Raw genomic sequence first — 14,109 nt, 5'->3', positions numbered from 1 at the left:
TAAAAATATTCAGGTGCCTATATCGGTGGTGTCCACCTCTTCCCATTCCGAACAGAGAAGTTAAGCCCACCAGAGCCGATGGTACTGCGGTAACACGTGGGAGAGTAGGTCGGTGCCAGATCTTAAAAAGAAACCCTTTAACAGAAATGTTGAAGGGTTTTCTTCGTTTATGGCTTTTTGCATAGCGTAAAGCGCATGGGGCATGGGGTGGTTTCACACCATTGAGGGGTTAAGGAAAGTCAAGTTAGCTGTATCCGCCGAACACACGAATATTCGCAGAGACCATCCATCATCCATTTCCATCTTACCTGTTTTTCTGCTATCTCAGGTTAAATAGCCCTGATGGGAGCAGCATCCCTTTTGGGTAAAGATGATTGTTTATGTTAGAATGGTTTCCCAAAAGGATTGAGCGGACAGCAGGACAGGACCCAGCCCATACACACAGGAAACTGCGCTTCAAAACCAAAATATTTTTACACCATCGAGGAGTTAAGAAAAGTTAAGGGTTTGTTCCCGCAGATCACGCTGATCTCTGCAGAGCCCATTCCATCACCCATTTTACATCTTACCTGTTTTCTTCTGTCCGGGGTTAAATAGCCCTGATGGCAGTGAGCACGGAGCCAATTCTTCATTGGCGGAGTAAAACGAATAGCAGGACCGAACCAAATCTAAACGCACAGGAAACTGCACTTCAAAAAACTAGAAAGTTTTTCTACCATTAAGGAGTGAAGAAAGGTTAGGGGGTGTTCCCGCAGAGCCCTTTCCATTATCCGTTTCCATCTTACCTGTTTTTCCTTCTTCTTTCCCAGGTTAAACAGCCCTGATGGCAGTGAGCACGGAGCCAATTCTTCATTGGCGGAGTAAAACGAATAGCAGGACCGAACCAAACCTAAAAGCACAGGGACTGCGCTTCAAAAACAGATTGACCGCCCTTGTTAAAAGATGTGAAAACTTTCATTCTGAAAGTAATAAAACCGTATTATTGTAGTACTACGTACATATTATGATGATGAATGTTAACCTTAAGAAATTAACTTTTCTTGCTTTTGTTTTGTGTATAAATTTTAGCCTTTTTGCTCAAAGTAAGAATGTACAACTCCCTGCAAATTGGTTTAACCTCGATTTACAGGAGAATGGATATTTTGGTATTAGCACGGAGAAAGCTTATCGTGAACTTCTAAAGGATAAAAAACCTAAACAAAATGTTATTGTGGCGGTAATTGATGGTGGTGTAGATATCAATCATCCAGATTTGCAAAGTGTGTTATGGACGAATAAAAAAGAGATTCCTGGAAATGGAATAGACGATGACGGCAATGGTTATATTGATGATATCCATGGCTGGAATTTTATCGGCTCTAAAAAAGGTAATCTGGAGTTCGATAATTTAGAACTGGTTCGTTTGTTAAGAATTTACACTCCAAAATATCAATCAACAACCAATTTAACTCCTTTAGATAGTACGCAAAAGGAAGAATTTAAACTTTATAAGAAAATGGTTGGCGATTTCGGTAAAAAATACGAAGATGCCAGCAATACTTTTTCTGTTTTAATTGCCATTAACAAAGTTTTAGATTCTGTAGCCAAGATCAGTAAAAAAGAAATCCCAGCGATGGATGATGTTGATCAGTATAAGGCTGATGATGAAACTGAAGAGCAGGTAAAAACAATCATCAGAAAAGGTGCGAGGGAAGATGGTAGTTTCGAGAAATTTTATAAGAACATAAAGGAGGGATACAAGCAATACGATGCGATGCTGAAGTATAACCTGAACCCTAAATATGATATGCGAGCTGAACTGGTTGGCGATGATTATAGCAATGCTTACCAAAAAGATTATGGAAACAACGATGTTAAAGGTCCCGATGCTTTTCATGGTACTCACGTATCGGGAATTATTGGTGCTGATCGTACCAATTCGACAGGTGTTTTGGGGGTAGCCAATCATGTAAGTATTATGGCGATCAGGGTAGTGCCCACGGGTGATGAACGCGATAAAGATGTGGCTAATGGCATCAGGTATGCAGTTGATAATGGCGCTAAGGTAATTAATATGAGTTTTGGCAAAAGTTACAAATGGGATAAAAAGGCGGTAGATTCTGCGGTTAAATATGCCGAAAGCAAAGGTGTATTATTAGTGCATGCCGCAGGGAACGATAACCAGAACAATGATATAGAAGAAAATTTCCCCAATAAGTTTTTTGACAGTAAAGAGGCAGAAACTTACAGGGAAGCTAATAAAAAACCTGGCAAGCCAGATTTCACACCACCTAAGCCTATGGCACAAAATAACGGAATGGGTATGAGGCCACCTTATAACCGATCTACATTCGTAAAGCCTGTACCGATTGACTCCGCAAAGTTTAATCTGCCACATGCCAATAATTGGATTGAAGTAGGTGCAAGCGCTTATAAAGATGATGATAATCTGAAAGCCGATTTCTCTAATTATGGCAAGTATAATGTTGATGTTTTCGCCCCAGGGTTTTTAATCAAATCGACAGTGCCAGATAATAAATATGAAGAAGCTGATGGAACAAGTATGGCTTCGCCGGTTGTGGCTGGCCTTGCTGCTTTAATCTTAAGCTATTACCCTGATTTAAAACCAGCGCAGGTAAGAGAGATTATCATGAAATCTGTTTCTAAAGTAGCACATAAGATAAAATACAAGAATGATAGAGGGGAGAATACCCGCGTACTTTTTAGCGAAATCTGTGTGAGCGGAGGGATTGTTAATACCTATAATGCGCTGAAGTTGGCAGAAAATTATAAATAAAAAGAGATTTTTATTTTGTTTTAAAGCGCAGGGCTATTACAACTATTTAAGTTTGTTCCCGTGCTCCGCTGTATCCCTTCGCTGCGCTTTCGGGGATGCCGCTTCGCCCGGGGCTAAACACTCCGGAAAATGCCCTGAATGCCAAACTAAAAAATACATTTATTAAAAACCTAAGATTCCAGGGTTTTAATAAACTCCTGAAAGGTGCCAAATGGATAATTTTTACACTTTATCCAGGAAATGAGTATTTCCATGCGTTCTATCATTTTTCTACCTGAATAAAAGAGATTTTTATTTTGTTTTGAAGCGCAGGGCTATTGCAACTATTAAGGTTTGTTCCCGTGCTCCGCTGTATCCCTTCGCTGCGCTTTCGGGGATGCCGCTTCGCCCGGGGCTAAGCACTCCGGAAAATGCCCTGAATGCCAAACTAAAAATACATTTATTAAAAAGCTAAGATTCCAGGGTTTTAATAAACTCCTGAAAGGTGCCAAATGGATAATTTTTACGCTTTATCCAGGAAATGAGTATTTCCATGCGTTCTATCATTTTTCTACCTGAATAAAAGAGATTTTTATTTTGTTTTGAAGCGCAGGGCATTGCAACTATTAAGGTTTGTTCCCGTGCTCCGCTGTATCCCTTCGCTGCGCTTTCGGGGATGCCGCTTCGCCCGGGGCTAAACACTCCGGAAAATGCCCTGAATGCCAAACTAAAAAATACATTTATTAAAAACCTAAGATTCCAGGGTTTTAATAAACTCCTGAAAGGTGCCAAATGGATAATGTTTACGCTTCATCCAGGAAATGAGTATTTCCATACGCTCGATCATTTTTACACCCGTATTTTTTCTTACATAACCAGGGAAACCAAAGCGTTCAAAATCATTTAAATCGGTAAATTCCCAGGGATGGAAATAGATATTCAGGTATTTATCTTTTTTATAAGTCCAGCTGGCTAAGGTTTTGTAAATGCTTAAAGGCAGATTGTGAAAAGAGAGCCAGAATAGCGGAAAACGGACAATTGGGCTAACGGAAGCAGGGATCTGCAGAACCTTATCTTTAATAAAATGCGTTCGCGAAATATTAAAATTATTATAGCGTCCGGGTAGGTAAGTTGGATTGATAGATGTATTATAGGTGTATCCAGCCTTCTCAATCTCCTTTTCATCAACTGGCATCATTCTCGCCATGCGGTAACCTGTAATTTCTTTACCTGAAAGTTCTTCCAGCTTTAGCTTTGACTGAAGCAAATGTTCGGGTTTAAAATCAGAATGATAATAACCGTGCGAAGCGAGTTCGTACCCTGTTTCCGTAATCCGCTTAATCAGATCCGGAATATTTTCAGCAAAAGTAACTGTGCAAAAAAAGTAGCTTTTACACTATATTTATCCAAAATGTCTAAAATAGCGATAGTACCTGCTCTCGAAATGGCAATCTGATCCTCAAAAGAGATTTCTTTCCCATATTCGAAAGGCATGTCAAACTCTTCGATATCAAAACTTAGCAGTACCATTTTATTTTTGCTGAATATTGGTTGAACGGATAATATAATTTGGGCGGTTTTTAGTTTGCATAAACATTTTACCTACGTAAATGCCTATAATACCCAATATAATGAGCTGTAGTCCACCAAAAAAGACGATGGTCATAATTACCGATGCCCAGCCAGAAACTTCTACATGGTTTACAAATGCATAAATAATATAGGGAATGTATAATACAGAGGCAAACGATAGAATAAAACCTAAATAAACTGCCGAATATAATGGCTTTATACTAAATGAGGTAACGCCATGTAATGCCAGCCTCATCATCTTTTTCAAAGTATATTTGCTGTTTCCCGAAAAGCGTGCTGCAGGATAGTAACGAATGGCAAACTGTTTAAACCCAAGCCATTTCACCAAACCACGTAGAAAAGGCTCATTTTCATGGAAATTCCTGAAAACATTTACAACTTTTTGATCAAGTAAACGGAAATCAGCTGCGCCAGGTTCGAGATCAATATCCGATAGCCAGTTTAAGGTTTTATAAAATAAGTTTGAGGAGCTTCTTTTTCCTTTTGATAAATTTTTATCTTCTTCACGAATGGTATAAACTACCTCATAACCCGTTTCCCATTTTGCAATCATATCGGGAATCAATTCCGGAGGATGTTGCATATCGCAATCCATGGAAATTACACAATCGCCAAAAGCATGGTCCATGCCTGCTTTAACCGCCAATTGGTGGCCAAAGTTCTTAGAAAACTCGAGAAAGAATATGTTGTCTGCCGTTGAAGCGTACTCTTTTATTTTTTCGAGGGTATGATCGGCGCTTCCATCATCCACCAGGATAATTTCATAATCATAATTCATGGTCGAAAAAACTTTTTTAATACCTTCGGTTATTACAAAAATGTTATCGGCTTCGTTGTAGGCAGGTATTACTATAGAAACTAATTTATTCATTTATCGGCAATCAGATAAGACTCAAAATCTTCTTTCATCATTTGATAGATTATGGTTAGCCAAATGATAACGCAAGGTAGGGCTTTAAGTGAATATAGACGAATAAATTCTTTAACCGGCCTGGGGAAAATATCGGTTGGCGATAAGCTGGTTAATATAAACGCAAAAACAAACAAGGCTATTATCCACCCTTTTTTTGGGTTTTGCTGCACCATAAACCAAATGGCGATGCCTGCAAAAGCGATAATATAAGTTGGCGATTCGGAACCGCTGCTAAATATAACGGTAAAAATAAGCGTCGATGCCAATAACATTAACCTAAAGCCAACATGTTTATATTGTTTAATCCGTAAATAGGGCAAAGCAAATAGTATTAGTCCAACTATTAAAAAAGGCGCATTCGGAATATTAACATTACCTGTTGTTCTCCTTACAATACCCATTAAAGAAATATCCTGGAATGAGGTTAATGATGCATTTAAGTCATTTTTATGGGCAAGGGAATGATACCAGTCTGCATAAGACTGGATAACAAAGCCTGGAGATGAAATTACCATTGGCAGGGCGAATAGTACTAAAAATGCAGCAAAACAACCCGCTATAAATTTTAATTTATTTTTGGTAAAGAAAAAAATGCCAATCCAACAATTCCGTAAAGTTTAACCAATGTGCCGAAGGCGATAAAAAAGCCGATTTTATTTCTTTTTGTTTAATCAGATAGGAGAAACTTAGTAATATTAATCCTGTTAATGCAATGTTAAACTGAAAACTGAAGAGTGCAGTTAATGCTTCATGTGCGCAGATCCACGCAATTATGGTTCGCTTGTTAGGTGATATGGGTAGGCTGTAAATTCCCCAAAGTAATATGGCAACATTGGCGATGTTCCAAAGTATACAGCCCAATCCATCAGGTAATAAGGCAAAAGGCGCTATGAAAATTGAAAATATGGGGCCGTAGTGGTTGCTGTCCTGGTATTCGGGATAATTATTATATAAATTCTGTAAATCGATGGTATGCCAATATACATATTTAAAAATCAGATAATTGTTGTAGGAATGGTGATGATATTGTTTAAAACCAGCTACAAGCGCCAGTATGAGGTAAACAGCAAATATACATTCCTTTTTTAAGAGCAATGAGGACAGTTTACCGAGATTAGTTTTTGTAAAAGTGTTCATTAATGATTTGGTGCCGCAATATAGCTATTTTAACAGCTCACATGGACATCCATTCTTTTAAAGCTTTGCTTTTGCTCCCGCTTGAAATGCGTATCGAAGATTAATTTTGGGTTATGGTTAAATTTCTTTTATTTAATCCAACAAAAGAGGCTGTCTCATAAATATAGAATTGTCAATCCTGAGGGGTAATTTATTTTATAAAAATCAATATTAGTGACGTGTAATTGATTTCTTTTGCCATACAGCACGGTCTTGCCTCGGCTCGCCGCCGCCGAAGGGCTCTTTCTTTTTGGCATCAAAAAGACCAGCGAAGCTAGCTTGAATGCCATTAAAAACATAAAGACACATGAAAAAACAAAAAATGCCGGCTGAAAATTTTTCTTTTGAAGCCAGTTGTGCGGCCAGAACAGTGCAGCCCGAAAAATTTGTTAGGCCGGATTTAAGTAGAACGGGGATAATGTGCTATGGCCTAGCTGGATGGAAACACGAAAGCATCTAAAGTTTTAACTAATAGTGTTTTATAAAATAACGTCAATGGTAGCTTTTCGAAGGACCTGTTTTAAATGTCTTACAGGGCGTTTCGACAGGCTCAATGTGACAAATCGATTGAATTACAATTTATGATACAGAGTCTCTTTTTAGGCTTTATTACCTGAACCTATTGCGCTTTAAATCTTAAAACGGTAAAAGAGTAAGCCGGTAGCTCAAGTTGTCTGCTTGCATCTGTATTGATTGTTGTCATAACCGGAACAGCTTTTTTATCAGCTGGATTACCTGAGATTACAGTTTTGATGGTGTTTTTTCCAAGTTGTTGTTGATTGAAATCGAGCGAGGTGTTCACGGTAACCGGAAGCAGGTTAACCAGTTTAATTATCAAATCTCCGGTTTTGGCATCTTTAACCATCGAACAGGCCATCCGTTTATTTACATTTTCCTGGTTTGAAGAAAGAACCATAGTTGATGGGATATACTCATCACCAGCATTCTGTCCGTATAATTGTTGTACAAAATAGCCTGTTGTAGGTTTTACCTCCGAATTGTTAAAATAAATCAGATCAGGATTCCATTGTGTATGCCCCTCTTTAGCTATAAGCGGGGCATAAGATGCCATACTCACCACGTCACCATTGCGTTCCAGTGAAATTAGGTACAGTGCTTCAGCGAGTGAAGTTTCCAGGTTTGTTCTATTGCCACCAGGTAAACTAGCCGCATACTCGCCCAGGTACACTTTCGATTTAGACCGATCGTAACTGTCGTAAAAATTTTGATTATTGATAAACCAACCCGGCGATTGGTAATAATGTTCGTCAATAATAGGAACGCTAAGGCTTGATGCAATTTGCCAGCCAGCTTCATAATCAGTTCCTTCGTAAAACGGACCTGCCGTACCAATAATTATAATTTCTGGATGCGATTTTTTCAGTGCTTTATAGATCATCGTAAACCGTTCAGCAAATACTTCTGTAATCTGGTCTTCATTGCCAATGCCTATATACTTCAGGTTAAATGGTTTTGGGTGGCCTGCTTCAGCACGTTTCTTACCCCATTCGGTTTTTACATCACCATTAGCGTATTCTATTAAATCTACTATATCCTGTATATATTGCCCCATTTCACTCATTGGTATACCGCCTTGTTGGCCACCACCACCTGTACCTGAATTCTGGCAGGGTACACCGGCAGCTACTACCGGAACGGGTGCAGCACCAATATCTTCACAGAACTGAAAATATTCGTAATAACCAAGTCCCATGGTTTGATGATAGCCCCAAAGGTTTCGGTCTGGTTTACGCGCAGCTAAGGGGCCTATTGAATTTTTCCATTTGTAAATGTTGGCAATGCCATCACCATGCGCAAGGCAACCTCCCGGAAAACGTACGAAACGAGGGTGTATATCTCCAATGGTTTGAGCCAGATCTGCCCTTAAGCCATTTTTTCGACCTTTAAAAGTACTTTTTGGAAACAATGAAACCATATCAATTGCAATACGCCCCGGATTACCCATCACGATTTCGAGTTTTGCATCGGTCACATCTGCAGAAGATACTAAAGTTAATGCTTCTGTTTTCCAGTTACTTGAAGTGATGTTTAAATTTGATTTAGCCAAAATTCCCTGTTTATCACTTACCAGTCTTACTTCGAGATTCATCTTTTTTATATTCAATAACTTTGATGATAAAGAAAAATCATAAGTTTCGCCTTTTTTCAATGCTATTCCATCAAAACCACTATTAAGAATGGATGCTCCGGCGAGGGGATATCTAAAACCGCATAGTGCGGATTATTGGGATGAATTGGCGAAATCGAATCTATTTTCATGGTAGCACGATCACCCTTCAATATCCAGGCATAACTGCTGTTCCAGTTTTGGTCATTGTATTCTTTATCACGGGGGTGATATTCAAAATCCCTGTTTTGAATCAGTTCAGCATACAAACCGCCATCGGCTGCATAATTTAAATCTTCGAAAAATACACCTGTTAGCATATTGCTGATCGCTTTTGCTTTATTGGGTTGGAAAGTTATTTTTGCCTCCACATTTTTAAGCCCTGCAAAACGCTGTGCATCATCCTTAGTAGTTTCTCTGTCCTGTTTGTTTTTATAATCTTTTAGTTCGTATGCTTTTTTTAAGCCTAGAATAACTTTCCATGGTAAACGATGCATTTGCCCATTGCCTGCATTGGATAGATTAGCTAATGTACTCCCATTGCGATAAGCTGAAGCAGGCACTTCTTTTACAGGGCTGTAATGGTTTAAATCTTTGGTTTTGGTTTGAAAATATTTTTCGTTAGCATCCGCATAGGTTACGGTATATTCATCAAGGTTACCATCGTATTTAATAATTGGACGTAAAACATTTTTACCTTGCTTGACATAAGGATAGTTTTGCGGACTCCAGCTTACAAGATCTTTCGAACTTGAGGTAGCAAACTGTAGTGTATGGTCGTTCAGGCTCCAGATACATACCCAAAGTCCATCTTTGCCCTGGATAAGAAAAGGTGTTATCATTTTTTTCGCTTCCCCACCGGCCATAATCGCTTTTCAGGTAGGTATAATCGTTTCCTATTGGAGTCCAGTTCTGTTTATCTAAACTCCAGGCAAACCGAAGTCCGTTTGCATTATATGCAAATAAATAAGCCGAATCAGGTTCGTTGGTTGTTCTTTTATTTATAGCCAATACATTTACTGCCACTAAGATCAGCGCTATAAGAAGCCAGGATTTTCTTTCCATTTTTTGTTAAAATTTAATTGTTAAATTCCATTTGCCGGCCAATGCCCACCAAATCAGGATCATCGCTTATCATATTATAATCAACAAGATAGGTTGTGATGTCTTTTTCGCTGGTTCATTTTACTTTGTGCTGCGCATCAGCACTTAAGGCGAAAAACACCAGCAACAAAACTATTCCGGTTTTATAAAGAGTGATCATTTTGGCTAGAAATTTTTTCTAATTTAATAATAATCGTCGTTATAACGATTATTATTTATGTTACTTATCCAGAAATAATTTGTTGAGGAGGTGACTGATCCTGATACAAAGAGAAAAACACAGGCCTATAGTCCAAGTTGGCAAATACCAATATGAAAAAAACCTTTCCAAAATGGAAGGGTTTTTTTATGTCTGAATCTGATTATGATAAATTTTATTTATTTAACTATCTGTTTATCAAATTGTTGATTGATTTTTCTGTTTTGTGGTATAAGAGTTGGCTACTGGCGTGTAAAATCATTACAATCATGACAATATTACTTTTTTAATCCTGGTGCTGCTCTGCTGGGCTACTTACAAATCGATAAACTGGTTCGAAAAAATTTAACACTATGACCGCATTATTTATTATCGCCGTCGCCGTATTTATCTATATGATCTACGTGCTGATTAAACCCGAAAAATTTTAATCCTTACCTCCTTCAACGGAGCAATTAAAAAATTAAGAAATGAATACTGAATTAACAGGCATCATTGCCACATTTCTGCTCACCCTGGTTATTGCCATCCCTTTAGGTAAGTACCTGGCCAAGGTTTTTGCAGGAGAAAAAGTCTGGACAGATTTTTTAAAACCACTGGAAACTGGTATTTACAAGCTTTCCGGAATCAATATTAAAGAACAGATGAACTGGAAACAGCAGTTAAAAGCACTGCTTACCATTAATATACTCTGGTTGTTTTACGGTTTTTTTGTACTCATCTTTCAGGATAAACTTCCATTCAATCCGGATGGAAACCCTGGAATGACACCAGATCTGGCTTTTAATACCATTATCAGCTTTGTTGCTAACTGTAACCTGCAGCATTATTCGGGCGAGAGTTGCGTAAGTTACCTTACCCAGCAATATGTGCTTATGTTTCTTCAGTTTGTGAGCGCCGCAACAGGTATCGCCGCTGCAGTAGTCCTTTTTAAAGCTTTTAGGGATAAAACGACAACCGAGCTTGGTAATTTCTGGGAATTTTTTGTAAAATCAATTACCCGTTTATTATTGCCTTTATCTTTTGTAATGGCCCTAATCTTAACTTTTAGTGGTACACCTGCAAGTTATGAGGGTAAAGATCAATTTATCTCCCTACAGGGAGACACCGTGCATGTTTCGAGGGGACCAGCTGCTCAAATGATTGCCATTAAACATTTAGGTACAAATGGTGGAGGTTATTTTGGTGCCAATTCAGCACATCCATTCGAAAACCCAAGCTACTTTACCAATATGGTTGAGCTGATTGCACAGGTCATCATTCCGATTGCCATGGTAATTGCCTTCGGCTATTTTATCCGCAGAAAAAAACTGGCCTGGACCATCTTTGGTGTAATGACCATTGGTTTGTTTATGCTGCTGCTCCCTATGTTAAGCTCAGAACTAGGTGGAAGTCCGGCTCTGGCGAAAATGGGTATTTCACAGACTACCGGAGCGATGGAAGGAAAAGAGGTTCGTTTTGGCCCCGCAGCCTCCGCTTACTGGGCAACTGTTACAACAATTATTTCTACCGGATCGGTAAACAGCATGCACGATAGCACCATGCCGATGTCGGGTACATGGCAGTTACTCGGTATGATGATTAACTCTTTTTACGGAGGTTGCGGCGTAGGTTTATTGAATTACTTCATTTACCTGATTGTTGCTGTGTTTATTTCGGCTTTGATGGTGGGCAGAACGCCGGAGTTTCTTGGGCATAAGGTTGAGGCCAGAGAAATCAAGATTGCGGCCATTATTACTTTGTTAAGCCCGTTTTTGATCCTTGCCGGAACTGCTGTTGCAAGCTACATCTTTACCAGTCATGGCAATGCAGCCTGGACTGTTCAACCTAAAAGCTGGCTTAATAATCCTGGTTTCCACGGATTCTCTGAGATGCTGTATGAAATGACTTCATCAAATGCCAACAATGGTTCGGGATTTGAAGGACTGGGAGACAACAATATGTTCTGGAATCTATCCACTGGTATTGTGATTTTCTTAGGTCGTTTCTTACCAATTATCGGCCCGGTTGCCATTGCCGGATTACTGGGAGCCAAAAAATTCATCCCTGAATCGGCCGGTACGCTTAAAACAGATACCAAAACTTTTGCACTGATGACTTTTGCGGTAATCATCGTTTTAAATGCACTTTCTTATTTCCCTGCTCTGGCCTTAGGTCCTTTGGCGGAATATTTTACCATGCTTAAATAGATATTAAAAATGAAACCCAATAATAAATTGTTCGAACCTGCCTTAGTGCAGACCGCACTAAAACAATCTTTTATCAAACTTGATCCAAGGGTTATGGTCCGTAACCCGGTGATGTTTACCGTAGAAATCGGAACGCTGGTTATGGCTTATGTTACCGTATATTCTTTCAGCCATAGCGGACAAGGCTCTCCCTTATACAATTTCTTCATCTTTTTGGTTTTATTGCTTACCGTTCTGTTTGCAAACTTCGCTGAAGCCATTGCAGAAGCAAGAGGTAAGGCACAGGCTGACAGCCTTCGTAAAACAAGGGAAGAAACGCCAGCCAAAGTGCTTTTGGCAAACGGAACCATCGAAATCCGTTCATCAAACCAGCTAAAAAAAGGAGATGTGTTTATTTGCGAAACCGGCGATACGATTCCGACTGATGGAGAGATTATTGAAGGTATTGCCACTATCGACGAATCGGCCATTACTGGTGAGTCTGCCCCGGTAATCCGGGAATCAGGAGGTGATAAATCTTCAGTAACAGGCGGAACAAAAGTTTTATCTGATGAAATTAAAGTTCAGGTAAGCACTGCGCCCGGCGAAAGCTTTTTAGATAAAATGATTGCTTTGGTTGAAGGTGCGTCACGTCAGAAAACACCAAACGAGATTGCTTTAACCATTCTGTTAGCCAGTTTTACCCTGGTGTTTATCATTGTATGCGTAACCTTGAAACCTTTTGCTGATTATGCCAATACACCAATAACCATTGCAGCGCTGATCTCCCTTTTTGTATGCTTAATCCCAACCACCATCGGCGGACTTTTATCGGCCATTGGTATCGCAGGGATGGACAGGGCATTAAGGGCAAACGTCATTACCAAATCGGGTAAAGCCGTAGAAACTGCTGGAGATATTGATGTGTTGCTATTAGATAAAACCGGAACCATCACCATTGGTAACCGTAAAGCAACCAATTTTTATCCAACAGCTGGTGTAACTGTTAAAGCTTTTACCGATGCCTGCGTATTAAGCTCATTGGCAGATGAAACCCCGGAAGGAAAATCAATCATTGAATTGGCTGCCGAACAAGGTTTCAAATCTGCCGGAACACCGGAGGGATCAACATTCATCAAGTTTACAGCCGAAACCCGTTCGAGCGGATTGGATACGGTAGATGGAAGACGGATCAGAAAAGGTGCCTTCGATTCGATCAGGAATATGGTACAAAAAAGTGGAAATCACTTCCCTTCTGATATTGAGGACCATGTAAAAGCTATCGCTACGAATGGCGGAACACCTTTAGTGGTAGCTGAGAATGAAAAAGCCCTCGGCGTGATCGAATTGCAGGATATTATTAAGCCGGGTATCAGCGAGCGTTTTGAACGCTTAAGGAAAATGGGCGTAAAAACAGTAATGGTTACCGGTGATAACCCGTTAACAGCTAAATACATTGCAGAAAAAGCAGGTGTTGATGATTTTATCGCAGAGGCTAAACCTGAAGATAAAATGAACTACATCAAAGATGAGCAAGCACTGGGTAAACTGGTAGCCATGATGGGCGACGGTACCAATGATGCTCCTGCTTTGGCACAGGCCGATGTGGGTGTAGCCATGAACAGTGGGACACAGGCGGCGAAAGAAGCAGGTAACATGGTTGATTTGGATAATGACCCTACCAAGCTGATCGAGATCGTAGAAATCGGTAAACAATTGCTGATTACCCGCGGTACATTAACCACTTTTTCCATTGCGAATGATGTGGCTAAGTATTTTGCAATCGTTCCGGCTTTGTTTATCGCATCAATTCCTGCGCTGCAAAGCCTGAATATTATGGGACTGCATTCACCAGAATCAGCGATTATGTCCGCTGTGATTTTCAACGCGATCATCATTCCAATCCTGATCCCACTGGCTTTAAAAGGTGTGGCCTACAAACCTATCGGTGCAACTGCCTTATTACGTAGAAACCTTTTTATATATGGTATCGGCGGTGTAGTAGCTCCATTTATAGGGATTAAAATAATCGATTTATTGGTCGGATTATTTGTATAACGAAAAATGTCATTC

At 39.6% G+C, this 14,109-nt stretch carries 12 protein-coding genes, 1 rRNA gene and 1 pseudogene; 6 read left to right on the top strand and 8 right to left on the bottom strand.

Annotated features, from left to right (window positions below; genetic code table 11):
* Nucleotides 1-9: 9 nt before the first annotated feature.
* Nucleotides 10-121, top strand: a 5S ribosomal RNA gene (gene rrf, locus ACQ86H_RS24445).
* An 888-nt stretch (nucleotides 122-1,009) separates the two neighbouring features.
* Nucleotides 1,010-2,776 carry a S8 family peptidase gene (locus ACQ86H_RS24440; protein ID WP_431295469.1) on the top strand — a complete coding sequence of 589 codons (1,767 nt, stop codon included), beginning with the start codon at nucleotides 1,010-1,012 and terminating at the stop codon, nucleotides 2,774-2,776.
* A 730-nt stretch (nucleotides 2,777-3,506) separates the two neighbouring features.
* Here the strand turns inward: ACQ86H_RS24440 and ACQ86H_RS24435 are convergent.
* The 5 genes from ACQ86H_RS24435 to ACQ86H_RS24415 form a co-directional block, all read right to left on the bottom strand.
* The gene (locus tag ACQ86H_RS24435) at nucleotides 3,507-4,022 is read right to left on the bottom strand and encodes a hypothetical protein (RefSeq protein ID WP_431292792.1); all 516 of its coding nucleotides are present in this window, start codon (nucleotides 4,020-4,022) and stop codon (nucleotides 3,507-3,509) included.
* A gap of 74 nt (nucleotides 4,023-4,096) precedes the next feature.
* Nucleotides 4,097-4,285 carry a hypothetical protein gene (locus ACQ86H_RS24430; protein ID WP_431292791.1) on the bottom strand — a complete coding sequence of 63 codons (189 nt, stop codon included), beginning with the start codon at nucleotides 4,283-4,285 and terminating at the stop codon, nucleotides 4,097-4,099.
* 1 nt (nucleotide 4,286) lies between these two features.
* Nucleotides 4,287-5,219 carry a glycosyltransferase family 2 protein gene (locus ACQ86H_RS24425; protein ID WP_431292790.1) on the bottom strand — a complete coding sequence of 311 codons (933 nt, stop codon included), beginning with the start codon at nucleotides 5,217-5,219 and terminating at the stop codon, nucleotides 4,287-4,289.
* A complete protein-coding gene (locus ACQ86H_RS24420) occupies nucleotides 5,216-5,821 on the bottom strand; it encodes a glycosyltransferase 87 family protein (protein ID WP_431295468.1) in 606 nt (201 codons plus the stop codon). The genes ACQ86H_RS24425 and ACQ86H_RS24420 overlap by 4 nt, the downstream gene beginning before the upstream one ends.
* Before the next feature lie 10 nt (nucleotides 5,822-5,831).
* On the bottom strand, nucleotides 5,832-6,398 hold the full coding sequence (locus ACQ86H_RS24415; protein ID WP_431292789.1) for a glycosyltransferase family 87 protein: 567 nt from the start codon (nucleotides 6,396-6,398) through the stop codon (nucleotides 5,832-5,834).
* Nucleotides 6,399-6,744: 346 nt separating this feature from the next.
* On the opposite strand from ACQ86H_RS24415, the gene ACQ86H_RS24410 reads away from it, so the two are divergent.
* Complete coding sequence (locus tag ACQ86H_RS24410; RefSeq protein WP_168202345.1) at nucleotides 6,745-6,897, top strand: hypothetical protein; 153 nt, start codon at nucleotides 6,745-6,747, stop codon at nucleotides 6,895-6,897.
* 159 nt (nucleotides 6,898-7,056) lie between these two features.
* Here ACQ86H_RS24410 and ACQ86H_RS24405 read toward each other — a convergent pair whose 3' ends face one another.
* The 3 genes and pseudogenes from ACQ86H_RS24405 to ACQ86H_RS24395 all read right to left on the bottom strand — a co-directional run.
* Nucleotides 7,057-8,547, bottom strand: coding sequence for an alpha-L-arabinofuranosidase C-terminal domain-containing protein (locus ACQ86H_RS24405; RefSeq protein WP_431292788.1), 1,491 nt, complete (start codon nucleotides 8,545-8,547; stop codon nucleotides 7,057-7,059).
* A 62-nt stretch (nucleotides 8,548-8,609) separates the two neighbouring features.
* On the bottom strand, nucleotides 8,610-9,407 hold the full coding sequence (locus ACQ86H_RS24400; RefSeq protein WP_431292787.1) for a hypothetical protein: 798 nt from the start codon (nucleotides 9,405-9,407) through the stop codon (nucleotides 8,610-8,612).
* Between the two features lie 82 nt (nucleotides 9,408-9,489).
* A pseudogene (locus ACQ86H_RS24395) lies at nucleotides 9,490-9,630 on the bottom strand (hypothetical protein); the annotation flags it as partial.
* A 591-nt stretch (nucleotides 9,631-10,221) separates the two neighbouring features.
* On the opposite strand from ACQ86H_RS24395, the gene kdpF reads away from it, so the two are divergent.
* The 3 genes from kdpF to kdpB are packed head-to-tail and all read left to right on the top strand — an operon-like array spanning nucleotide 10,222 to nucleotide 14,094.
* The gene (gene kdpF, locus ACQ86H_RS24390) at nucleotides 10,222-10,299 is read left to right on the top strand and encodes a K(+)-transporting ATPase subunit F (protein ID WP_138820818.1); all 78 of its coding nucleotides are present in this window, start codon (nucleotides 10,222-10,224) and stop codon (nucleotides 10,297-10,299) included.
* Between the two features lie 39 nt (nucleotides 10,300-10,338).
* Nucleotides 10,339-12,057, top strand: a complete 1,719-nt coding sequence (kdpA, locus tag ACQ86H_RS24385) for a potassium-transporting ATPase subunit KdpA (RefSeq protein WP_431292786.1) — start codon at nucleotides 10,339-10,341, stop codon at nucleotides 12,055-12,057.
* Nucleotides 12,058-12,066: 9 nt separating this feature from the next.
* The gene (kdpB, locus tag ACQ86H_RS24380) at nucleotides 12,067-14,094 is read left to right on the top strand and encodes a potassium-transporting ATPase subunit KdpB (RefSeq protein WP_138820111.1); all 2,028 of its coding nucleotides are present in this window, start codon (nucleotides 12,067-12,069) and stop codon (nucleotides 14,092-14,094) included.
* The last annotated feature ends 15 nt before the right edge of the window (nucleotides 14,095-14,109 follow it).

Origin of the sequence: Pedobacter sp. P26 (genome assembly GCF_050632135.1) — a bacterium.
Lineage (GTDB): Bacteria > Bacteroidota > Bacteroidia > Sphingobacteriales > Sphingobacteriaceae > Pedobacter.
This window is presented reverse-complemented; position numbering and strand designations above follow the sequence as displayed.